Source organism: Galactobacter caseinivorans, from assembly GCF_003640665.1.
Classification (GTDB): Bacteria; Actinomycetota; Actinomycetes; order Actinomycetales; family Micrococcaceae; genus Galactobacter; species Galactobacter caseinivorans.
This window is the reverse complement of record NZ_QQXL01000007.1, coordinates 72,291-93,463: the sequence shown is the minus strand read 5'-3', so window position 1 is coordinate 93,463 and position 21,173 is coordinate 72,291. Positions and strand designations below refer to the sequence as shown.

Annotated in this window: 21 protein-coding genes, 2 tRNA genes, 1 other RNA gene and 1 pseudogene; 14 read left to right on the top strand and 11 right to left on the bottom strand. The window is 65.8% G+C overall.

Going from position 1 to position 21,173, the window contains the following annotated elements; translation table 11 throughout:
- Window positions 1–27: 27 nt before the first annotated feature.
- Both orn and DWQ67_RS11645 read left to right on the top strand, forming a co-directional pair.
- Window positions 28–633, top strand: a complete 606-nt coding sequence (orn, locus tag DWQ67_RS11650; RefSeq protein WP_121485788.1) for an oligoribonuclease — start codon at window positions 28–30, stop codon at window positions 631–633.
- A 121-nt stretch (window positions 634–754) separates the two neighbouring features.
- Window positions 755–830 (top strand) — tRNA-His (locus DWQ67_RS11645).
- Window positions 831–882: 52 nt separating this feature from the next.
- On the opposite strand, the gene DWQ67_RS11640 is transcribed toward DWQ67_RS11645, so the two are convergent.
- The gene (locus tag DWQ67_RS11640; RefSeq protein WP_121485787.1) at window positions 883–1,338 is read right to left on the bottom strand and encodes a DUF1801 domain-containing protein; all 456 of its coding nucleotides are present in this window, start codon (window positions 1,336–1,338) and stop codon (window positions 883–885) included.
- 209 nt (window positions 1,339–1,547) lie between these two features.
- On the opposite strand from DWQ67_RS11640, the gene def reads away from it, so the two are divergent.
- A complete protein-coding gene (gene def / locus DWQ67_RS11635) occupies window positions 1,548–2,123 on the top strand; it encodes a peptide deformylase (protein ID WP_121485786.1) in 576 nt (191 codons plus the stop codon).
- Window positions 2,124–2,214: 91 nt separating this feature from the next.
- On the opposite strand, the gene DWQ67_RS11630 is transcribed toward def, so the two are convergent.
- The 3 genes from DWQ67_RS11630 to DWQ67_RS11620 all read right to left on the bottom strand — a co-directional run bounded on the left by DWQ67_RS11630 (window position 2,215) and on the right by DWQ67_RS11620 (window position 5,125).
- The gene (locus DWQ67_RS11630; protein ID WP_121485785.1) at window positions 2,215–3,657 is read right to left on the bottom strand and encodes a glyceraldehyde-3-phosphate dehydrogenase; all 1,443 of its coding nucleotides are present in this window, start codon (window positions 3,655–3,657) and stop codon (window positions 2,215–2,217) included.
- Between the two features lie 241 nt (window positions 3,658–3,898).
- Window positions 3,899–4,268: RNase P RNA component class A (gene rnpB, locus DWQ67_RS11625), an RNA gene on the bottom strand.
- A gap of 8 nt (window positions 4,269–4,276) precedes the next feature.
- Window positions 4,277–5,125: an SGNH/GDSL hydrolase family protein gene (locus DWQ67_RS11620; protein WP_121485784.1), complete on the bottom strand. Its 849-nt coding sequence runs from the start codon at window positions 5,123–5,125 to the stop codon at window positions 4,277–4,279.
- 117 nt (window positions 5,126–5,242) lie between these two features.
- Between DWQ67_RS11620 and DWQ67_RS11615 the strand changes: the two genes are divergently transcribed.
- Window positions 5,243–6,040, top strand: a complete 798-nt coding sequence (locus DWQ67_RS11615) for a YaaA family protein (protein ID WP_121485783.1) — start codon at window positions 5,243–5,245, stop codon at window positions 6,038–6,040.
- Here DWQ67_RS11615 and DWQ67_RS11610 read toward each other — a convergent pair.
- The 3 genes from DWQ67_RS11610 to DWQ67_RS11600 are packed head-to-tail and all read right to left on the bottom strand — an operon-like array spanning window position 6,010 to window position 8,034.
- Window positions 6,010–6,408: a VOC family protein gene (locus tag DWQ67_RS11610; RefSeq protein WP_121485782.1), complete on the bottom strand. Its 399-nt coding sequence runs from the start codon at window positions 6,406–6,408 to the stop codon at window positions 6,010–6,012. The two genes, DWQ67_RS11615 and DWQ67_RS11610, sit on opposite strands and share 31 nt — an antisense overlap.
- The gene (locus DWQ67_RS11605) at window positions 6,399–7,136 is read right to left on the bottom strand and encodes a zinc ribbon domain-containing protein (RefSeq protein WP_121485781.1); all 738 of its coding nucleotides are present in this window, start codon (window positions 7,134–7,136) and stop codon (window positions 6,399–6,401) included. The genes DWQ67_RS11610 and DWQ67_RS11605 overlap by 10 nt, the downstream gene beginning before the upstream one ends.
- A 43-nt stretch (window positions 7,137–7,179) precedes the next feature.
- Window positions 7,180–8,034 carry a Nif3-like dinuclear metal center hexameric protein gene (locus DWQ67_RS11600; RefSeq protein ID WP_121485780.1) on the bottom strand — a complete coding sequence of 285 codons (855 nt, stop codon included), beginning with the start codon at window positions 8,032–8,034 and terminating at the stop codon, window positions 7,180–7,182.
- Between DWQ67_RS11600 and msrA the strand changes: the two genes are divergently transcribed.
- The 4 genes from msrA (at window position 8,033) to DWQ67_RS11580 (ending at window position 10,490) form a co-directional block, all read left to right on the top strand.
- Window positions 8,033–8,692, top strand: a complete 660-nt coding sequence (gene msrA / locus DWQ67_RS11595; RefSeq protein ID WP_233556071.1) for a peptide-methionine (S)-S-oxide reductase MsrA — start codon at window positions 8,033–8,035, stop codon at window positions 8,690–8,692. The two genes, DWQ67_RS11600 and msrA, sit on opposite strands and share 2 nt — an antisense overlap.
- Window positions 8,693–8,782: 90 nt before the next feature.
- Window positions 8,783–9,715, top strand: coding sequence for a cysteine synthase A (gene cysK, locus DWQ67_RS11590; protein WP_121485779.1), 933 nt, complete (start codon window positions 8,783–8,785; stop codon window positions 9,713–9,715).
- A 32-nt stretch (window positions 9,716–9,747) separates the two neighbouring features.
- On the top strand, window positions 9,748–10,335 hold the full coding sequence (gene epsC, locus DWQ67_RS11585) for a serine O-acetyltransferase EpsC (RefSeq protein ID WP_121485778.1): 588 nt from the start codon (window positions 9,748–9,750) through the stop codon (window positions 10,333–10,335).
- A gap of 82 nt (window positions 10,336–10,417) precedes the next feature.
- Window positions 10,418–10,490: transfer RNA gene (locus DWQ67_RS11580), tRNA-Val, on the top strand.
- Between the two features lie 61 nt (window positions 10,491–10,551).
- Here DWQ67_RS11580 and DWQ67_RS11575 read toward each other — a convergent pair.
- On the bottom strand, window positions 10,552–10,938 hold the full coding sequence (locus DWQ67_RS11575; RefSeq protein WP_121485777.1) for a hypothetical protein: 387 nt from the start codon (window positions 10,936–10,938) through the stop codon (window positions 10,552–10,554).
- A 424-nt stretch (window positions 10,939–11,362) separates the two neighbouring features.
- Window positions 11,363–11,992: an SDR family NAD(P)-dependent oxidoreductase gene (locus DWQ67_RS11570; protein WP_267899656.1), complete on the bottom strand. Its 630-nt coding sequence runs from the start codon at window positions 11,990–11,992 to the stop codon at window positions 11,363–11,365.
- A 123-nt stretch (window positions 11,993–12,115) separates the two neighbouring features.
- On the opposite strand from DWQ67_RS11570, the pseudogene DWQ67_RS14360 reads away from it, so the two are divergent.
- The 4 genes and pseudogenes from DWQ67_RS14360 to DWQ67_RS11555 form a co-directional block, all read left to right on the top strand.
- Window positions 12,116–12,316: pseudogene (locus DWQ67_RS14360) on the top strand (LysR family transcriptional regulator); the annotation flags it as partial.
- 133 nt (window positions 12,317–12,449) lie between these two features.
- Complete coding sequence (locus tag DWQ67_RS14355) at window positions 12,450–12,914, top strand: type 2 periplasmic-binding domain-containing protein (RefSeq protein ID WP_407645819.1); 465 nt, start codon at window positions 12,450–12,452, stop codon at window positions 12,912–12,914.
- Window positions 12,915–13,180: 266 nt separating this feature from the next.
- Window positions 13,181–14,473: an ApeA N-terminal domain 1-containing protein gene (locus tag DWQ67_RS11560; protein ID WP_121485776.1), complete on the top strand. Its 1,293-nt coding sequence runs from the start codon at window positions 13,181–13,183 to the stop codon at window positions 14,471–14,473.
- 215 nt (window positions 14,474–14,688) lie between these two features.
- Window positions 14,689–15,420: a hypothetical protein gene (locus DWQ67_RS11555; protein WP_121485775.1), complete on the top strand. Its 732-nt coding sequence runs from the start codon at window positions 14,689–14,691 to the stop codon at window positions 15,418–15,420.
- A 430-nt stretch (window positions 15,421–15,850) separates the two neighbouring features.
- Here the strand turns inward: DWQ67_RS11555 and DWQ67_RS11550 are convergent, their stop codons facing one another.
- Entirely contained in the window at window positions 15,851–16,306 is a 456-nt protein-coding gene (locus DWQ67_RS11550) for a redoxin domain-containing protein (protein WP_233556077.1), read from the bottom strand.
- A 5-nt stretch (window positions 16,307–16,311) separates the two neighbouring features.
- Entirely contained in the window at window positions 16,312–16,737 is a 426-nt protein-coding gene (locus DWQ67_RS11545; RefSeq protein WP_121485773.1) for a DUF3052 domain-containing protein, read from the bottom strand.
- 173 nt (window positions 16,738–16,910) lie between these two features.
- On the opposite strand from DWQ67_RS11545, the gene aceE reads away from it, so the two are divergent.
- Together aceE and DWQ67_RS11535 are read left to right on the top strand one after the other, a co-directional pair.
- Window positions 16,911–19,730 (top strand): pyruvate dehydrogenase (acetyl-transferring), homodimeric type, encoded by a 2,820-nt coding sequence (aceE, locus tag DWQ67_RS11540; protein ID WP_121485772.1) that lies wholly within the window; start codon window positions 16,911–16,913, stop codon window positions 19,728–19,730.
- Window positions 19,731–19,857: 127 nt separating this feature from the next.
- Complete coding sequence (locus DWQ67_RS11535) at window positions 19,858–21,081, top strand: PucR family transcriptional regulator (RefSeq protein WP_407645814.1); 1,224 nt, start codon at window positions 19,858–19,860, stop codon at window positions 21,079–21,081.
- Window positions 21,082–21,173: the final 92 nt, after the last annotated feature.

Sequence of the window (21,173 nt, the reverse complement as noted above, 5' to 3'; positions counted from 1 at the left end):
TCGCGCCCGTGGCGGTAACCTGACGAGGTGACTTCTACTAACGATGCCCTGGTCTGGATTGACTGCGAGATGACGGGTCTTGACCTGTCCAAGGACGCCCTGATTGAGGTGGCCGTGATCATCACGGACGCCGAACTCAACACCCTTGGCCCCGGCCTGGACGTGGTGATCAAGCCGGAGCCGGCGTCCCTGGAGCAGATGAATGACTTTGTGCGGAACATGCACGTCACCTCCGGGCTGCTGGAGGAGCTTCCTCATGGCCTCACCATGGAGGCGGCCACGGCGCAGGTGCTGGAGTACATCAAGGGCTACGTACCCCAGAAGGGCAAGGCGCTGCTGGCCGGTAACTCGGTGGGCAACGACAAGAACTTCTTGGAGCGGGACATGCCCGCCGTGATTGAGCACCTGCATTACCGCATCATCGACGTGTCCTCCATCAAGGAGCTCTCCCGGCGCTGGTACCCCAAGGCCTATCGCAACGCACCCGCCAAGACCGGGAACCACCGTGCCCTTGGCGACATCCAGGACTCCATCGTGGAGCTGCGCTACTACCGCAGCGCGGTCATGGTGGCGGGGCCCGGCCCCGACGCCACGGAGGCGGAGAGCATCGCCGCTCAGATTCCGCGCGACTGAGCTGTGACGGGGGCCTCACGGGGGCACCCCATGGTCAGGACCACGGCAAAGATCGTGTAAGCTTATTCCTGTTGCCGGGGCGCAAGCCGGGCAACATCTTCAGGGCTTTGTCCTGACGATGGTGGGTATAGCTCAGCTGGTAGAGCGTCTGGTTGTGGTCCAGAAGGTCGCGGGTTCAAGCCCCGTTACTCACCCCAAGCAAGAAGGCCGGTTCCCTCGGGAGCCGGCCTTCTTCGTGTCACCGATGAATCAACCCACCGCTTGCTTCACTAGCTCCGCCAGTGCGGCCAGCGCGGCGTCGCTTGGCTCCAACAGCGCGTAGGACGTGCCCCACAGGCCACTTGAGTCATCCAGCGCGGCCTTGGCGCTGAAACCGAAGGTGGAATAGCGCTCCTTGTCCATCTGCCCGCTGCGGAAGAAGCACACCACCTTGCCCTCCAGCGCGTAGCCGGGCTGGCCGTAGTAAAGCTTCGGAGCAAGCGCCGGCGCCGCCTCCAGCACCAGCGCATGGACCCGTTCTGCCAGCCGCCTGTCCTCGTCCGGCATCTGCTCCAGCTTGGCCTTCACATCCGCCGCGTCCGCCGCCGCTTTGTCGGCTTCGCGGGATCGGCGGGCCTGTGCCTTGAGCTCTGCGGCCCTCTCCTTCATGGCCTCACGCTCCTGAGCGGAGAACCCGTCCGTGTCCTTCTCACTTTTGCTTGCCATGCGGATCTCCTTGTGGGATGGGGTGGGTGGTGGTCGGCGTCACTACGCTTCCCAACCTACCGGCGGATCCGGACTCCGTTGCCCTCCCCCACGTGGACCTACCGCTAAGCTAGTGCGGTGCCTCTGGCGCCTGAGCAGATCGGCGCCAGCCCGGCCGAGCCCGGCCACAGCGGGCGCTGATCAGCACCACCGAACCCCCAGGAGTGATCGTGACCGTCCGCCCCATCGTCACCTACGGCGAACCCGTGCTGCACCAGCGTGCCGCGGAGGTCACCACCATCGACGACGAGGTGCGCACGCTCGTGGCGGACATGATGGAGACCATGGACGTCGCCAACGGCGTGGGCCTCGCCGCCCCGCAGGTGGGCGTGGGCCTGCGCATCTTCACGTTCCGCTACGAGGACCACGAGGATGAGGCCCCTACCAGCGGCGTCCTGATCAACCCGCGTCTCACGCTCTCCAAGATCTCCGGGGCGGCTCCGGATCCGGACGAACATTCCGAGGGCTGCCTCTCCGTCCCGTCCCTTGATTTCCCGCTGCAACGCGCCGACTACGCGCGTGTGCAGGGCCTGGATCTGGACGGCAACGAGGTGGACTTTGAAGCCCACGATTGGTTCGCACGCATCATGCAGCACGAGTACAGCCACTTGGACGGCAAGCTCTACGTGGACATGCTGGATCCCAAGTGGACCAAGCGCTGGAAGAAGACGCAGAAGAAGGAGGGCCTGAACCGGCCCGGTCATACCTGGATGCCTGGCGTGGACGCCGATCCGTTCGGCCACTGAGCCCCAGGAGCGTGGCCCACACCCACGCAACAAACAAAGATCCCCTCGACGCCACCGGGCGTCGAGGGGATCTTTGTTAGATCAGTGAAGCTCAGCGCACGGCAGGAACCGCAACCGGGTGGGTCCCCGCCATGGTCTCCATGACGCGCACCACCTGGCAGGAGTAACCAAACTCGTTGTCGTACCAGACGTACACGACCACGTGGTGGCCGTCCGCGGAGACGATCGTGGCGCGGCCGTCAACGATGCCTGCCCGGCGGGATCCCACGAAGTCGGTGGAGACCACCTCGGGGGAATCGATGTAGTCCACCTGGCGGTGCAGCTCGCTCGTCAGGGACACGTTGCGCAGGAAGGTGTTCAGCTCCTCCACAGACGTGGCCTTGTCCAGGGTCAGGTTCAGGATGGCCATGGAGACGTCCGGGGTGGGGACGCGGATGGCGTTGCCCGTGAGCTTGCCCTGCAGCTCCGGGAGGGCCTTGGCCACGGCCTTGGCCGCGCCGGTCTCCGTGAGCACCATGTTCAGCACGGCGGAGCGGCCTCGGCGCTCACCCTTGTGGAAGTTATCGATCAGGTTCTGATCATTAGTGAAGGAGTGCACGGTCTCCACGTGGCCCACCTGCACGCCGTACTCATCGTTGAGCGCCTTGAGCACGGGGGTGATGGCGTTGGTGGTGCAAGAGGCTGCGGTCACGATGCGGTCCGCCTCCGCAATGTCGGAGTGGTTCACGCCGTGCACAATGTTCTTGAGCTCGCCCTTGCCCGGCGCCGTGAGCAGCACGCGGGAGACACCCTTGGCGGTGAGGTGCTGGCCCAGGCCATCGGCATCGCGCCAGCGGCCCGTGTTATCCACCACAATGGCGTCGTTGATGCCGTAGGAGGTGTAGTCCACGGTGGTGGGGTCATTGGAGTAGATGACCTGGATCAGGGTTCCGTTGGCCTGGATGGTGTTGTACTTCTCATCCACGACGATGGAGCCGTCGAAGGGGCCGTGCACGGAGTCGCGGCGCAGCAGCGAGGCGCGCTTGAGCAGGTCATCCTCGGAGCCCTTGCGGACCACGATGGCGCGCAGGCGCAGGCCGTAGCCACCGCGCTCAATGAGGATGCGGGCCAGCAGGCGGCCGATGCGACCAAAGCCGTAAAGGACAATGTCGCGAGGCTCTGCTGCGGTGGCGCCGCTCTGGCCCACGGCCTCCCCCAGCTCGGTCTTCAGGAACTCGGTCAGGTCGCCACCGGCGGCCTTGGCCTTCTTGTTCAGCCGGGCCAGGTCCACAGAGACCGCGCCAAGATCAAGGGTGTTCAGTGCCTCGATGAGGGCAAGCGAGTCTGCGGGTTCCATCTCCACGCCATCGATGTGGCGGACCACGCGGTGGGCCTTCAGGATGTCCACGGCGGACTTGTTAATGAGCTTGCGACCGTAGATCGAGGTCACCACATTGTTGTTGCGGTACAGACGGCCGATCAGCGGGATCATGGTCTCGGCCATGCCCTCGCGGGCGCTCCACTCAGCGAGGGCTTCTTCGGTCTGCTGGGTCACTACGTCTCCCTGGAAAATCCGTGGGCCGGTTACGGCCGCATGATCCACGGTGGCCCCATTGCACACCGCGGGTGCACGTCGGTTTGGGAGGCGAGGCTCCTTCGCGACGCACCGCTGACCATCTTACGTGCCGCGGCCCGCACGGACGTGCAGGCGGTGGTGAGGTCTGTCACCGAGCGGAGTGCCCGACGGCGTGTGTGGGGGTCCGTGCCGGCGGCGCGGGGCACCACGGGGAGAAAAAGGGATGGGCCGACCTGTGAGCCGGGTTCTGGCTTCGCGCGCGGTCACCCGGCGCGAGAGACGATCATCTATCTAGGGCCACCGTTGCCGATGGCCTCAAGCGGCCTACCCAGCGCCTCGGGCGAACAGCCCTCAATCAGCGCCTGTCTGGCCTTGCTCCAGGTGGGGTTTACCTAGCCGTCCCGGTCACCCGGGACGCTGGTGGTCTCTTACACCACCGTTTCACCCTGACCTGCCCTGAGGCAGGCGGTCTCATTTCTGTGGCACTAGCCTGCGGGTTACCCCGAGTGGGCGTTACCCACCACCCTGTTCTGTGGAGCCCGGACTTTCCTCGGGCCGCTTGCGCGGCACGCGATCGTCCAGTCGACCCATCCGCGCTCTATCCTACCGCCGCCGCGTCGTCGGGCTGTGCCATCGCCGCCATCGCGGGGAGGGGCAGCTTGCGCGTCTGGGCCAGGCGGAGGATCGCCGCGGTCATCCCGGCGCCAAGGTCCGCTGCCCCGGCGGCACTGGGGTGCAGATTGTCCACGCGCTGATCGGTGCGGGCCCACTTGCCGTAGTTGTCCCCGCTGGTCGCCAGTCGCAGAGTGGGCCACGGATCAATCCAGCCCCACCCCACATCCGATGCCGCCTGGAACAGCTCTTGGTTCCATGCCAGCAGGCGGGCACCGGTCAGGATGCCGTTCATGGGCCCCACCGCCACCAGGGTCGCGGCGCGCGGCCGAGTCTCTGCCGGGAGCGAGTATTGGAAGGTGCGAATCTGCTTGAGCATGGTGGGGACGGAGCTTTTCTTGAGCAGATCATTGGTGCCAAAGAAGTACACCGAGAGGTCAGAGGTCGGAGTGCCAACCCGCATGGCCGTGAGTTCCGCCGCGGTGGCACCGTTTCGGGCGGCCCCGCCCACCCAGCGCATGCCGGAGCCCAGGTGTCCAAGCCATGACGTGGTGGGCGCCTTGCCCACCACCAGGTCGCTCTGCCCGCCGCGGGTGATGGAGTCGCCGTACACGAGCAGGCGCAGGGGCGCCTTGTTGGGATCCGGCGGCGGGACAACGTCCGCTGCGCTGGACGGCGTGGACGCGGGCTGGGTGCCTGGGGCGTCCTTGGTGCCGGGGCCAGGGGTTGCGACGCACCCGCTCAGGGCCAGCGCCGCGCCTCCCCCCGCGCCGAGCAGGAGGCCGCGTCGGGACAGCGAGGAGCCCGGAGTAGAAAGGGAAGGAGTGGGAGTCACAGGGGTATTTCACCAGATTTCGCGCGCACTTGACCAGATATAGCGATAATCTGGGGAAAGGTTGGCCCGGAATGTTCCGATTCGTGACGCCTGCGCCGCCCCACTTAGGCTGGGGGCGTGCTGATCCTTTTGCCGCCCTCTGAGGGCAAAACGCGTCCCCAGGCGGGCTCCCCTGTGGACCTCGAGTCCCTGACTTTCCCTGAGTTGGCCCAGCACCGCGAACACATCATGCGCGCGCTCTCCGAGGTCTCCGCCCAGCCGGACGCCATGACGAGCCTCGCCGTCGGCGCGTCCCTTGAACCGGAGGTCCGCGCCAACGTTGATCTGCATCAGGCGGCTGTGGCCCCAGCCCACTCCATTTACTCCGGGGTGCTTTACGACGCGCTGGGCTTTGGCAGCCTCACCCCCACCCAGCGGCGCAAGGCCGCCCAGAGCGTGGTGGTGATGTCCGGTCTGTGGGGCGCGGTGGGCTTCGGCGATCCCATCCCCGCGTATCGCCTGTCCATGGGCGTTGACCTGCCAGGCGTGGGCAAGTTGGCCGGCTGGTGGCGGCCCCGGCTCAAGGAAGCACTGGATCAGCGCGCGGCTGGCCAGTTGGTGATCGACTGCCGCTCCTCCACGTATGCGGCCGCCTATAAGGCACCGGCCGAGTCCACGGTTGCCGTGGACGTGGTGCAGGAACGTGGAGGCACCCGCAAGGTGGTGTCCCACTTCGCCAAGCACACCCGCGGCCAGCTGGTGCGCCATCTCCTGGGTCTGCGCGGGCCCGGACCGCGCTCGGCAACCGAGCTGCTCTCGAGCGCGCAAACGGTGTGGCCCACCACGGAATTGGTCCCGGCCAGCAAGAACAAGCCCGCCCGGCTGATCATCGTGCTCCCGGAGGATCACTCCTTCGCGACCAGCTCCACCTCGTAGCCGTCCGCGTTCTCCAGATACGCCGCGTAGTAGTTTGGGCCGCCGGCCCAGGGGTGGGCATCGCTGAAGAGCAGCTCCCAGCCCAGCTCCGGTAGTTGCTCGACGACGCGATCCACGTGAGCGCGTGTGCTCAGTTCCAGCGCCACATGGTTCACCCCCGGCGCCTGCCGCTCATGGCGCGCACCGCGCACATCGGGTCCGGACTCAAGCACCAGGTATCCGGCGCCAAGCTCGTAGCGGCGCCCGCCCTGCCACTCCTGCGTCATGGCGCAGCCAAGGGCCGCCAGGAGCCGGTCCCACGTGTCGCCCGTTTGCGGCGGTCGGGGAACCCAGATCTCCAGGTGGTGCAGGCTGGGCCCTAGTTCCACTCCGGGTCCCGCACCAGAATCACGCCGGAATCCGGGCAGAACACCACCAGGTCCGCCGGAGCCCGCTTGATCTCCGCCAGGTCTCCCGCGGCCAGGGCCAGGCCGGAGCCCTCAGAGGTGCCGTGGAAGAGCCGGGCCACCCCTGCGCCGCGCTTGGCCAATGTGGTCTCGAAGAGGGCCAGGAGATCCGCGGGAATGCCGTCCGCGGCGGCCGCTCGCTGGCCGCGGACCTGCTCCAGCTCGGCGTCGAGTTCCGCGACCTTGGCCAGCACCCTGGCCTGCACCGCTTCCTGTGCCTCCGTGGCGGCCGCTGTGGCCGCGCTGGCTGCAGCGTGGGCCGCAGCCGCGGATTCCGCCGTCTCCATGGCCTCCATCTCCAGGTCATCCAGCTCTGTCTGCTTCAGGGTGAGCGCCTCGATCTCGCGCTGCAAGCCTTGCAGGGTGTTGGCGCCTGACTGGCCGCTGATGAGTTGGGCCTCGTCCTTTTTCATGCGCGCCTGCACCTGCACGGACTGGGCCGTGAGCGCCGCGACAGCCGCGTCCGCCTCGGCACGCAACGCCGCGGCGTCGTGCTCTTCGCTGGTGCGCTGCGCCACGACCGCAGCCGAGGCAGCGAGTTCCGGGTCCTTTTGTGCCTCGAGCTTGTGCCGACTCAGCGCGCGCAAACGCGATTCTTGCGCCTGCACATCCAAGAGGCGGCGCTGATCGGCGGGTGCTGCTGTAGTCATGATGCCTCCAAGAAAGGTGTTACCGAGGTAGGTAGAACCGGAATTACGGTACGAGGATAAAGTCCCACGGGTCGGTATTGACACCGCTCACGGCGACCTCCGGCGAGAAGCCCTGGTCCGCGAGCGAGCGGTGCAACGCCCCTGCCGCATCCCCCAGCCACAGCCATTCGGACGCGAAGTGGGACACGTCCACCAGGTACGGGTGCCCGCCCTGGGCCGCCTCGCGGGCCTCACTGGCGGGGTGGTGGCGCAGATCTGCCGTGACGTAAACGTCAGCGCCAGAGGCCCGCACCTCGTCGAAGAGCGAATCCCCTGCGCCGCCGCACACCGCAATGCGGCGGACCAAACCATCCGGATCCCCCGCCACGCGCACTCCCCCGGCTACCGAGGGCAGCAGGGTAAACACCCGCTCGGAAAACTCGGCCAGGGACATGGACCTAGGCAGGTCTCCCACACGGCCAAGGCCCTCGCCAGGCAGGCCATCTGCCGCGGCCGTCAAGGGCTCAGCGTCCTCCACACCCAGGGAGCGGATCAGCACGTCTGAGACGCCCCCGATCGCCGAATCGCCGTTGGTGTGGGCGGTCAGCAGGGCGCAGCCGGACTCGATGAGGCGGTGAACCACCCGGCCCTTGAAGCCATCCGCCGCCACCGCATTGACGCCGCGCAGGAGCAGGGGATGGTGGGTGATCAAGAGGTCCGTGCCCTGCTCCACCGCGTCCTCCACCACCGCCTCCGTGGGATCCACGGCAAAAAGGATGCGGCGCACCTCGCGTTCGGGGCGCCCGGTGACGGGCCCGACGGCGTCCCACGACTCCGCGAGGGCGGCGGGCCAGAGCTCTTCCACGCTGTCCCACACCTGTTGGAGCGTTGGCACCTGATCCTGGGGAGGCTTCTGCATGTCCTCACCGTACCCAGGTGTGGTGCGCGCCGGGAACAGGATGAGCCTGGCCGGCGTTATTGACACTGTGAATGCACAGATCCCCACCACTTTCCCCGGCGTCCAGGAGCAGCCTGAGACGCCCACCGACCCTCAGATCCTGGTAGTTGCGGGCGGATGCTTCTGGTGTCTCGATGCCTGGTACCGCACCGTGCGCGGTGTGTTGCACGTCGAGTCCGGATACACCGGCGGGCACGTGGAGCACCCCAACTACGACTCGGTCTCCGCGGGAGGCACCGGTCACGCCGAGGCAGTCGCGTTGGTGTTTGACCCGGCCGTCATCAGCGAGGACATCTTGCTTGACATGTTCTTTGTGATGCATGACCCCACCACGCTGAACCGCCAGGGGTACGACGTCGGCTCCCAGTACCGTTCGGCGTTATTCCCCCGCTCCGAGGAGCAGGTGGACAGCATGAAGGCCGCCATTGAGCGCAACCAGGCCAACTGGGACGCGCCCATCGTGACCACGATTGAGCCCCTGGCCGACTGGACCGTGGCGGAGCCGGAGCACCAGGACTTTTACGCCAAGCACCCGGATGCCGGCTACTGCCAGGTGATCATCAACCCCAAGATGGCCAAGGCCCGCAAATATTTCGCTTCGTGGCAGGTCCCGGCCTGATCTCGAAGCACGCCCCACTAACCTGAGATCACAGCAGTATCGCGGTGCACGCCGCCCCGATGCGTCCCTGCCCCTCTTGGAAGGATCGTCATGCCCCTTTACGACAACGTCACTCAGGTCGTGGGCCGCACTCCGCTGGTGCGCCTCAGCCGTCTTGATCAGGACCTGCCGGGCAACGTCGCCGTGAAGCTGGAGTTTTACAACCCGGCCAACTCTGTGAAGGACCGCATCGGCGTGGCCATCGTTGACGCCGCAGAGGCTTCCGGGCAGCTGCGTCCGGGCGGCACCATCGTGGAGGGCACCTCCGGCAACACCGGCATCGCCCTGGCCATGGTGGGAGCGGCTCGCGGCTACAAGGTGATCCTGACCATGCCAGAGACCATGTCCTCCGAGCGCCGTGTCATGCTGCGCGCCTATGGCGCACAGATTGTGCTGACGCCGGGCGCGGACGGGATGCGCGGCGCGGTGGAGCGGGCGCAGCAGATTGTGGCCGAGTCTGAGAACGCCATTTGGGCGCGCCAGTTTGCCAATGAAGCCAACCCGGCCGTGCACCGCGCTACCACGGGCCCCGAGGTCTGGGAGGACACCGAGGGCAAGGTGGACTACTTCGTGGCCGGAGTGGGCACCGGCGGCACCATCACGGGCGCCGGCGGGTACCTGAAGGAAAAGAACCCGGACATTCAGATCGTGGCCGTGGAGCCGGCGGATTCCCCGCTGCTCAACGGCGGCAAGGCCGGCCCGCACAAGATTCAGGGCCTGGGCGCCAACTTTGTTCCCGAGGTGCTGGACCGCACGGTGTACGACGAGGTCCTGGACGCGAGCATTGGCGACTCTGTGCGCGTGGCCCGCGCGCTGGGCACCGAGGAGGGCATCCTGGGCGGCATCTCCTCCGGTGCGGCCGTCTGGGCAGCGTTGGAGATCGCGGCCCGCCCCGAGGCCGAGGGTAAGCTCATTGTGGCCGTGGTTCCCGACTTTGGTGAGCGCTACATCTCCACGGTCCTGTACGAGGACATTCGCGGCTGAGACCTCAGCTGCACCCCTTCCAAAGGAGTTCCGTGAGCTTCACCTCACGTCTCAAGGAGGACCTGCGGGCCGCCCGGGAACATGATCCGGCGGCCCGCAGTGACCTCGAGATTGGCTTGGCCTACGCCGGCCTGCATGCCATCTGGGCGCACCGGGTGGCCAACCGGCTCTGGAATGCCTCTCCCCTGTTGCGTTTCCCGGCCCGTTTGGTGTCCCAATTCGCGCGCTTCATGACCGGCATCGAGATCCATCCTGGTGCCACGATTGGACGCCGCTTCTTCATTGACCACGGCATGGGCGTGGTCATCGGTGAGACGGCGGAGATTGGCGACGACGTGATGCTGTACCACGGGGTGACCCTTGGCGGGCGTTCGCTGGCCAAGGTCAAGCGCCACCCCACCCTGGGCAACCGGGTCACGGTCGGCGCCGGCGCCAAGGTGCTTGGGCCCATCTTCATTGGCGATGACTCCGCCGTGGGTGCCAACGCCGTGGTGGTCAAGGACGCACCGGCCAACTCCATCATCACCGGCATGCCCGCCAAGAACCGCCCCCGCGGCGAGGCGGAACGCAAGCCGGCCGTGGACCCCGCAGAGTACATCGACCCCGCGATGTGGATCTAAACGCGACGCGCAACGAGCCGCGGCTGTCCGCGCCGCCCCGGAATCCCGGGTAGCATTGACCCTCGGCGCCTGACGGTGCCGGGGGTCTTTAGCTCAGTTGGTAGAGCACTTCGTTTACACCGAAGTGGTCAGCGGTTCGAGCCCGCTAGGACCCACCCTTTCTGTTGCGGTGTTCGCCGCACTGGTCCCCGCCCGCGCGGTGGAGGCCCCCGCGCCTTACTCGGTCAAGGCGCGCAGCGCCGCCTCGTAGTCCTCGGTAATCTCGATGCCTTTGGTGAAGGTCTGGTTGGCGAGGCATTTGCCGTGGTCGTCGACCCACTGATACATAGCCGCGCAGTCCACGAGCAGGCTGAGGGCTGTGCCCAGGTACGCGCGTGAGCCTTCGTACTGGCCGTGCTCGTTGGTGAGGCGGCGGTCGATGTCGGCGAGGCCGATGCGGTCTTGGTGGCGTTTGAGGGTGTCGAGGTCGATGGCGTCGGCGAAGTGCGCGGCGAGGAGCTTGTCGCTCTCGGGTTCGAGGCGTTTCCTGTTGGCGCTCGGCTCGGCCAACTCGCTCGACTGGGACGCCAGGCGTTCGTCGAATGCGGCCTCGACCTGCGCCACGAGGGCGGTGAAGTTCGCTTCAGTGATGCCGATCTGCTGGTAGCAGTCGGTGACGAGCTGTTCGGCGACGCCGACCGGGACGGCGCGGCAGTGCAGTTGATGCGGCGGCTGGCTCTGCCGGAGTAGGCGTAGCGGACGCCTTGCTTGTTGTTCGGGAAGTCCAGTTGCCTCCGTGACCCGCAGCTTCCGCAGAACAGCGAGCCTTTGAGGTGGTGGTCGTGCTTGCGGCGCTGCTCCGACGCGGTACCCCGCGAATCCAAAAGCGCCTGCACCTGTTGCCAGGTCTCGATGTCGGCCAGCGGCTCATGCGCACCGGGATGCACGGCTCCCTTGTAGAGGACTTGGCCGATGTAGTAAGGATTCCGCAGGACCTCGATTCCTCCGAACTGGTCGTATCTGACTGCCTTGGTCATCGGCGTGTCCGTCACCAGAGCACCGTTCCGGCGTCGTTGAAGAATCCGCCGGTCGGACCGTCGTCGAACAGGGTCGCGAGGTGAATCGCGATGGCCGCACCCTGTCGCGGCGTGCGGGGGCCACTGAAGCCGCTGAGGTCGGTCTCGGTGAGACCGGGACAGCCGCGGTTGATCAGGATGTTGGGATCGCCCAGTTCCTTGGCACATTGGATAGTGATCGCGTTGTGGAAGGTCTTCGAGGCCAAGTAGCCGGCGGGAACCGGACCCATCTCGATGCCGGGTGTGGTGTGCAGTGCGAGCGAGCCGACGCTGCTGGACATATTCAGGATTCGTGGCGAGGCCGAGGCTCGCAGCATCGGCAGCATGGCGTTGGTGACCCCGATGACGCCATTCACGTTGGTTTCCACGACGGCTCGCACGGTCGTGGGGTCGAGCGTGGTCGGTGTCTGCGGCATGCAGCCGGTGATCGCGGCGTTGTTGACCAGAACATCGAGGCCTCCGGCCTGGTCGGCTATCAATTCAGCGGGCGCGACCACACTTGCGTCGTCGGTCACGTCGAGCGGCATCCCGAACGCATCGATTCCGGCCGCGCGCAGCTTCTCCACCGCGGTGTCGCGGCGCCGTTGATCTCGCGCGCCCACACCGATTCACCAGCCAAGCGCGTCCAGGCCAGCGGCTATCTCGTATCCGATTCCCTTGTTCGCGCCGGTCACCAGCGCAATCTTCTGTTCATTCACAATGTCGATCTTGCTGCAATTTCGGGTGTGGCGTCCAAGACTGATCGGGTCAGCGGCGATACCGCACGGGTATTGATCGTGGTCAACACCGGATACGACGAGTTTGTGGAGACTCGGGTGCTGCGCTACTTCGTCGCCGTTGCAGAAGAGTTGCACTTCGGACGGGCGGCGCAACGGCTCACCATGGCGCAACGTCCACTATCTCGAGCCATCCAGCGACTCGAACGGCGGCTCGGAGTCGCCCTGCTACACCGCACCAGCCGCGCGATCTCCCTAACCGCGGCCGGATTAGTGCTTCTGCGGGGGGCCCTGCTCGCCCTCGAAGCGGTCGACGCCGCCGAGCGCCGTGGCCGTCGAGGTGATGCTTTGCGGGCCAGGCCAGCCGGAGAGTTTGCTGCGCAACGGGAGTGCGGACGTTGCTCTGCTCCATCGGCCCTACGACACGACGGCCGGATTCGACACCGAGGACCTACACGCGGAACAGCAGTTCTGGGTCCAGCCTCTCGGGCACCTTCTCGCCGACCGGCCCCATTTGTCGATTGCCGACGTCAATGCCCTGACAGACCTGCCCTTACCGCGCTCCCCGTCCGGATGGAAGCTACCCCGACGGCCCCGGCCCGAAGGTTCGCGACCATGCCCAGCTGACCCAGCTGATCGCGCTCGGACGGGCCTGCGCACTCATGAGTCGCTCCCAGCACAGCTACGCGGGGATCATGCCGTCGTGCGCGTGCCGGACGCACTAGTCGTCACGACCGTCATCGCCTGGCCACCACAGAGCAGATCCCCATCCGTCGCCTGCCTTGCCCGTACGGCGGCACACCTCTAGGCAATACCGTCTGCAAATGCCCCTGGTTGCGCGGCTCGATGCGACCAAGCCCCGCCAAAGTGCCCGTTCAGGTCAGACCCACGCATCTGGCATCTTCCGGAGACCTCCAAGATTCACCACGCCTCTTGCAGACGAGGTTTAGCGCGATCTGACAACAGTCCACGGCGGTCGCGATGGTGCTGCGCTCCCAACATCAGAGAGAATTGCTCTCGTAACCGCACGGCGGTTAGAATATGGCGTCCAATGGGAGATCGGCGGTGGGGTAGATGGCGACGAAGCTGGAATCCGGCGTCGTTAGGATCGCGCACACACGCTCAGGCGGCGAGGATTCCGACGAAGTAGTTGTTGCCGAGCTCGACGCCAGGGGCATCCTTGTGAGCTGGCCACGAGCCCTGGGTTTCGTTGATGCCTTCCGGCTCAACGACGACGGTCGAGAAATCCCAGATCCACTCATCATGCGGGATGGTGATGGATGGCTCACTCTTTCCGAGGGCTACACCTCCGGCGCATCCGTTTCGTCTCTTGGGCACTCTTTGGAGCGCCTTCGCTACAGTCGTGCGATCCACACTGGCGCGCACGAGGTTGACTACGACGGGGTAAACGGGATGACCTCGGAGATCGACGGATTGGCTAAGTGGGCGAAGCGGGTTCCGGTGTCAACGGAGTTGATGCTCGGGGAGAAGGGTAAGCGCATCGAGGGCGTCTCGATTGTGGCGAAGAACTTGAAATCGTTGCCACTAGGGGGTCCGCTCGACCTGCAACTGGAAACTTCGTACAGTCACAACCCCACTCCGAAGGGTGGCGTCTTCACGATCTCAACGGCTCTGTTGGTGCGCACCCGTAGCTCGGAGCTTGAAAGCTGGCAGACGCACCAGCAGACGCACCGAATGATGCAGGACCTCATGTGCCTGGTGTATGGCAAGCCTTGCGAATCGCGCCTGATCTCAGTAATGCGGGAAGATGACCAGGAACAGCTTCCGACAGATGATCGTCGCTTCTGGCGAGATGCGTACCAGCCATCTTTCGGGCGGGCTGTCGAACCTGAATATCAGTTGAACGATAATGACGCGCCTCTCTTCTTCCTTGATGAAGCCGATGCGGATCTTGTTTCGAACTGGTTATCTGAGTATTCGTACTGGTCCCGACCCACCTGGATCGCAATGAGCGCCCTCTTCCATCGCACCCTTCCGGTGGAATCCCGGCTTCTCCAAGTTGCGGTGGCGCTTGAAGCCTTGGGCTACGCCGTCGCCGAAAAAGCCAATCCCGGAAAAAAAGTATCGGGAACGTATGAGACCCTCCTCCAGCACGTTTTTGACTTTCTGGGATATGCGCCAAACGCGGTTGTCGGCAAGGGCGGCGACCCTGACTCCTGGTGCAGTGCCTTCAACACTGCCTACAAGGGAGTGAAACATGCCGACAACGATCTGACGGAAGGACGCGAGGCTTGGACGCGGGCACGGGAGGGCCTGATCCTGATCCGCTGCTGGTTCGCTGCCGCGCTTGGAGTTCCAGATGAAATCGTCACGCAGCGGCTTCGTGAGGGCCGATTCGGAGCCTGATGCTCAGTCTGGCGTCGTCAGTCAGAAGATGCATTTTCCTCGACTTGCAAGAGGCGTGGCGGCTCAGAAGATCGAAACAGGCACTGTCTCTGAGCCCCAGACACGCGACCGAGTGCGTAGGCCCGTTTCGTCGGGGATGAACTTGTCGAAGCTCGACAGAATCGGTGCAGGCGCGAGAGCGCAGTGGACCACTGCGGTCCCGCCACGATCCCAGCGTGGATCAGTGGACGACGATCATCACCGCAGGTATGACGACCAGTGCGGCTCTTCTCGGTGTACTGCTTACCGGAATCCTCACCGCGGGATCGGAGCGGCTTCGGCGTAAAGCTGATGACGAGCGGGAGGAGAAGCGCATTCTTCGCGAGGATGAAGCTGCGAAGGCACGCGAAGAAACACAGGCGCGCGAGGCGGACGCCGCAATCGGCACTGAAATCGCCGAGCTGTTCCTCCAGGGACGGCGCTATGTAGAGAGGTTCGGCGAGGATGGCGACACGGATTTCGACGGCTACTTCGACCGCAAGTGGGACAACGAGCTAGAAGAGCAGCTTCGCATGACAGCGTGGCGCGTGCGAGATGACGAGGCGCGAAGCCGCCTCGTTGCCGTCATGGATGCGCTGTTGGATTACCAGCCGCTGGCACCGCGTAGCGGTTCGGACAGCACCGGACGTTTTGTGGAGCAGTCGATGCTGCTCGGTGCGGAGCTTGCCTTTGCAGTGTCACGAGAGCAGCAGCCGGAGGCGGTGCAAGCCCAGCGTTTCGATGTCTTGAGGCAGACGCTAAAGCACTGGGACGAGTACCTGGAGCGGCAACGCGCGCAACGCGAACGCGATCGTCTGGCGCGAGAGGAAGAAGAGATTCACAGGTACAAGCAGGAGGACTCCGAATTAGATGTGATGGTCGACTTAGCGACGGACTTGCAAGAGGAAGGGGACGCCAGCGAGGGCTGATCTCACCAAACGTAACTCCACCCTCCGGCCACGAGTACTGGCAGCCTCGCTAACGATCTACGACGAGCATCCGAGCCGGGCCGCCTCGGGACCGGCGCGGTCTTCTCCCACGCGGTCATCCGCTGCACCTTGAATCGCTTGACGATCGACATGACGCTCTCGCCTTCCGCACGTGCGGTTCGGATAGCGTCCACTTCCGGGTCCGTCAGTGGTGTTCGGGTACGTCTCATTGGGTTCGACACCACCCGAGGATCGAGCTCGGTCGCCTCGGATGACTCGGTCACGACACCCCGCTTCGCCTGCTCCCACGCGGAACTCAGCAGTTCAAGACGACGTACTTCGTTCGGTTTGGGTCCAGTCAGGTCCACCTTTTCTGTTGCAGTGTTCGCCGCCCTGGTCCCCGCCCGCGCGGTGGAGGCCCCCCCGCGCCTTACTCGGTCAAGGCGCGCAGCGCCGCCTCGTAGTCCTCGGCGTCCCGCGGTTGCTCCCGCGAACTGGAGATGACGCGCGCAACCCTCCCCGCGGCGTCGAGCACAAAGCTCTGGCGCGTGGCGTGCCCGCGCTCGTGATCAAAGCAACCAAAGGCCCGCGCCACGTCCCCGTGCGGCCAAAAGTCGCTCAGCAGGTCAAAGCCCACGCCAAGCCGGTCCGCCGCGTCCCGCAGCGAGTAGCGGTGATCAACCGAGAGCCCGACGACGCGCGCCCCCCAGGCGTCCCAGGCCGGCTGGCGCGCCACGAGCGCCTCCAGTTCCCCCTCACACACCGGGGTGAGCACCAACGGGAAAAAGACCAAGAGCGCGGGCGCGCCAAGGAGATCGTCCCTGCGGACGATCTCGGCGTGTTGGTTGCTCAGCGCAAACGCCGGGGCCTGGCCACCGGCGCGCACCAGGCTCAATTCTTCTTGCGGGGAACCAGCCGGGCGGCCTGCCAGTTGGCAGAGACGCCCTCAGAGGTGGTGGAGTGCAGGCCGGCCGTCGGTGCGGCCTCCTGGATCTCCACCGCGGAGACGTGACCGTCCTCGCCGCGCTTGGGGGTCATCAACCACACCACGCCGCCCTCATCAAGATCCTTGAGTGCGTCAACCAGAGCATCCACCAGGTCGCCGTCTTCGTGACGCCACCACAGCAGCACCGCGTCCGCGACCTCGTGATCCTCCTCATCAAGCAGGGGCTCCCCCGTGACGGTTTCGAGCTCGTCACGCAGGTCAAAGTCCACGTCCTCGTCGTAGCCGAGTTCCTGAACCAGGTCGCCAGCCTTCAGGCCCATACGGCCGGCTGCGCCCTGCTGCGGTGCGATCGCATCGCTCACGGTGGTCATCCTCTTTCCTCGAGACGGTAGCCGCGGCCCAACGGTGGGCCGCGATGTCTACCACCAGACAACACCGTTTCCGGCCTCGTCTCAACACCGAGGGGTGCGACACGCCGATGTGTCAGACCACATGATCTGCAAATCTGCGCTCTGGAGTGGGGGCGATAGAGTGGCGGTGACTCATGCCCCAACGCTCACACGGATGTCCGTGGGGCGCCAGGGCCCCAGTGAATGCCGATCGAGGAGTAGTGGACGTGGCGAACGAAGAGCCCCACATCACCGACATCCGCAGTGGTTTGACCAACCATCTGTCGGATCGGGATCCCGAGGAGACCGCCGAGTGGATCGAATCCTTCGACGGGCTGATCGAGAGCGAAGGAACTGAGCGGGCGCAGTACATCATGCGCTCCCTCTTGCAGCGCGCCGGCGCCAAGTCCGTCCAGGTCCCGATGGTGACCACCACGGATTACGTGAACACCATTCCCGTTGACCAGGAGCCCGTGTTCCCAGGCAACGAGGAAGTGGAGCGCGCCTACCGCAAGTGGATGCGTTGGAACGCAGCCATCATGGTGCACCGCGCCCAGGCCCCCGGCATTGGGGTGGGCGGTCACATCTCCACCTACGCCGGTGCCTCCACGCTCTACGAGGTGGGCTTCAACCACTTCTTCCGCGGCCAGGATCACCCCGGCGGCGGCGATCAGATCTTCTTCCAGGGCCACGCCTCCCCCGGCATGTACGCCCGCGCCTTCATGGAAGGACGCCTCTCCGAAGAGGACATGGACGGCTTCCGTCAGGAGAAGTCCAAGGAGGGCCACGCGCTCTCCTCCTACCCGCACCCTCGCCTCATGCCGGAGTTCTGGCAGTTCCCGACCGTGTCCATGGGCCTTGGCCCGGCCAACGCGATCTATCAGGCGCAGCTGAACCGCTACGTGCACAACCGCGGCGTCAAGGACACCTCCGAGCAGCAGGTCTGGGCGTTCCTTGGCGACGGCGAGATGGACGAGCCGGAGTCCCGCGGATTCCTGCAGCTGGCCGCCAACGAAAAGCTGGACAACCTCAACTTTGTGATCAACTGCAACCTGCAGCGCCTGGATGGCCCGGTGCGCGGCAACGGCAAGATCATGCAGGAGCTGGAGGCGTTCTTCCGCGGAGCCGGATGGAACGTCATCAAGGTGGTCTGGGGCCGCGAGTGGGACAACTTGCTGGACAAGGACGCCGATGGGGCGCTCGTGGACATCATGAACTCCACCCCGGATGGTGACTACCAGACCTACAAGGCCGAGTCCGGCGCCTTTGTGCGTGAGCACTTCTTCGGGAAGTCACCGGAGACCAAGGACATGGTCGCGGACATGACGGACCAGGAGATCTGGAACCTGAAGCGCGGCGGCCACGACTACCGCAAGGTCTACTCCGCCTACAAGGCAGCGACCGAGCACCAGGGCCAGCCCACGGTCATCCTGGCGCAGACAGTGAAGGGCTACGGCCTTGGCACCCACTTCGAGGGCCGCAACGCGACCCACCAGATGAAGAAGCTGACCCTGGATGACCTCAAGGCCTTCCGCGATCACCTGCGCATCCCCATCTCCGATGAGGAGCTGGAGAAGGATCCCTACCGTCCCCCGTACTACCACCCGGGAATGGACGCTCCGGAGATCCAGTACATGATGACGCGCCGGCACTCCCTTGGCGGCTTTGTCCCCGAGCGCCGCAACCGTCACACCCCGGTGAAGTTGCCAGATGACAAGGCGTACACGGGCACCAAGCGCGGCTCCGGCAAGCAGGAGGCGGCCACGACCATGGCCTTTGTCCGCCTGCTCAAGGACCTGATGCGTGACAAGGAATTCGGCAAGCGAATTGTGCCGATCATTCCCGATGAGGCGCGCACCTTTGGCATGGACTCGCTCTTCCCGACCGCCAAGATCTACAACCCCAACGGGCAGAACTACCTCTCCGTGGACCGCGAGCTGGTCCTGGCGTACAAGGAATCCCCGCAGGGCCAGATTTTGCACACCGGCATCAATGAGGGCGGCTCGACGGCGGCGTTCACCGCGGTTGCCACCTCTTACGCCACGCACGGCGAGCCCATGATCCCGGTGTACATCTTCTACTCGATGTTCGGGTTCCAGCGCACCGCGGACGCCTTCTGGGCGGCGGCGGATCAGATGGCGCGCGGCTTCATCATTGGGGCCACCGCCGGGCGCACCACGCTCACCGGCGAGGGCCTGCAGCACGCAGATGGGCACTCCCCGCTGTTGGCCTCCACCAACCCGGCCGTGATCTCCTACGACCCGGCGTTTGGTTACGAGATGGGCCACATCATGCGCAACGCTTTGGAGCGCATGTACGGCGGATCCCACCCCAGCCCGGACGTCATGTACTACATCAACGTGTACAACGAGCCGATCCGCCAGCCGGCGGAGCCGGACGAGGTGGACGTCGAGGGCATCGTCAAGGGCATTTACCAGGCCAAGGCCTCCACGCTGGATCACGGGCCGCGCACGCAGCTCCTGGCCTCCGGTGTGGCCGTGCCGTGGGCCATGGAGGCCCAGGAGATGCTTGCACAGGAGTGGGGCGTGGCCGCCGATGTGTGGTCCGTGACCTCCTGGTCGGAGCTGCGCCGCGACGGCCTGGACGCCGAGGAGCAGTCCTTCTTGCACCCCGAGCTCCCCGAGCGGGTCCCGTTCGTGACGCAGGCTTTGGCCGGCGCCACCGGGCCGATCGTGGCCGTGACGGATTACATGAAGGCCATCCCGGACCAGATTCGTCAGTTTGTGCCCAACGAGTTCGCCACCCTCGGTGCGGATGACTTTGGCTTCGCGGACACCCGCGCGGCGGCCCGTCGCTACTTCCACATCGACTCCGCGTCGGTGGTGGTGCGGGCCCTGCAGATGCTGGCCAAGCGCGGCGAGGTGGACCCCTCGGTCCCGCTCGCGGCTGCCAAGAAGTATGACCTGCTCAACGTGAACGCCGGCACCACCGGCAACGCTGGCGGCGACGCCTAAGCTACGCCAGAGCACGGACGCGAGCCCCTGGACCACCTGGTCCCGGGGCTCGCTTCGTTGACGGCAAACTTTTCGCGGCGCTGGCACCAACATGACAGCGCCCCGGCCCCGCGCCTAGGCTCGGCACGTGAGCCCCCAGGATGCCGTTCCCCCCGCCCCGAGTGTTGGCATCGCAGCGACCCTGCGTTCCACCCCCAAGACCCTGGCTCGGCTGCGCGCCGGCCTGGGTTCGCTCTCCACCCTGGCCCTGCGAGAGCTCGAGACCTCGCTGCCCTGGTACCGCTCCCTGATGCCGGAGCAGCGCTCCGCGCTTGGACTGGTGGCCCAGCACGGGATAGCGCACTTCGTGGACTGGTATGAGGACCCCTCCGCCCCCGCCTGGGTGCTGGACGGCGTCTTTGGGGACGCGCCCACCGAGCTGTCCAGGACCATCTCCTTGCAAAAGGCCCTCCAGCTCATCCGCGTCATGGTGGGTGTGGTGGAGGAACGCGTGCCGGAGCTCGCCGATCCGGACGAACAGGTGCCCCTGCGAGAGGCCGTGCTGCTGTACTCGCGTGAGGTGGCCTTCGCCGCAGCGGAGGTCTACGCCCGGGCTGCGGAGAAGCGCGGCGCGTGGGACTCCCGCCTGGAGGCCCTGGTGGTGGACGCAGTCCTGCGCGGGGAGGCCCCTGACGCGCTGCGCTCCCGCCTGTCCGCCGTCGGCTGGCGCAGGCAGACGGAACTGTGTGTGGTGGTCGGCTTTGCCCCCAGCGTGGTGACGGGCACCTTTGTGCAGGATCTGCGCCGCTCCTCCGTCCGCAGCGCCAGGGAATCCGTGGTGGGCATCCAGGGCGACCGCCTGATCCTGCTGTTGGGTGGCGTGGATTCGCGCACCGACCAATTCGACCGCCTCGCGGAGCACTTTGGGGACGGACCCGTGGTGGTGGGGCCCGTGGTCCCCACACTGAAGGAACTGGCCGGATCCGCCCGCGCGGCGTTGGCCGGCCTGGCCGCAGCTCCCGCCTGGCCGGAGGCTCCGCGGCCGGTCGCCGCGGATGACCTGTGGCCGGAACGGGCCATGGGCGGGGACACGGAGGCCATCGACGCGCTGGTCAAACGGGTCTACCGGCCACTGCTCGCCGCCGGCCCCTCACTCACGGAGACGCTCTCCCGCTACCTCAGCGAGGGGCATTCGCTGGAGGCAACGGCGCGTGGTCTGTACGTTCACGCCAATACTGTGCGCTACCGCCTGCGCCGGATCACCGATGCCACGGGCTGGGATCCCTTCAGTCCCAGGGACGCCCAGGTGCTGCAATCCGCACTGATCGCGGGGCGCCTGGCGGATGCCTCGCTGCCGCGTGGCATCGACTGATTCGAGCCAACCGTCGATCGGGTGCCCCGAGGGCGGCGAACGGCGGTTGTAGGATTCATACAAAGCTGAACGGGAACATTGCTCCCGTCGTG

Bases quoted from the DNA above. Each gene is read 5' to 3' on its own strand.
- DWQ67_RS11545 (WP_121485773.1), bottom strand. From the start codon at position 16,737: ATGACCACCGTGAGCGATGCGATCGCACCGCAGCAGGGCGCAGCCGGC.
- msrA (WP_233556071.1), top strand. From the start codon at position 8,033: ATGTCCTCACCGTACCCAGGTGTGGTGCGCGCCGGGAACAGGATGAGC.
- DWQ67_RS11600 (WP_121485780.1), bottom strand. From the start codon at position 8,034: ATGCAGAAGCCTCCCCAGGATCAGGTGCCAACGCTCCAACAGGTGTGG.
- DWQ67_RS11605 (WP_121485781.1), bottom strand. From the start codon at position 7,136: ATGACTACAGCAGCACCCGCCGATCAGCGCCGCCTCTTGGATGTGCAG.
- cysK (WP_121485779.1), top strand. From the start codon at position 8,783: ATGCCCCTTTACGACAACGTCACTCAGGTCGTGGGCCGCACTCCGCTG.
- DWQ67_RS14355 (WP_407645819.1), top strand. From the start codon at position 12,450: ATGCTTTGCGGGCCAGGCCAGCCGGAGAGTTTGCTGCGCAACGGGAGT.
- DWQ67_RS11560 (WP_121485776.1), top strand. From the start codon at position 13,181: ATGGCGACGAAGCTGGAATCCGGCGTCGTTAGGATCGCGCACACACGC.
- DWQ67_RS11640 (WP_121485787.1), bottom strand. From the start codon at position 1,338: ATGGCAAGCAAAAGTGAGAAGGACACGGACGGGTTCTCCGCTCAGGAG.
- aceE (WP_121485772.1), top strand. From the start codon at position 16,911: ATGCCCCAACGCTCACACGGATGTCCGTGGGGCGCCAGGGCCCCAGTG.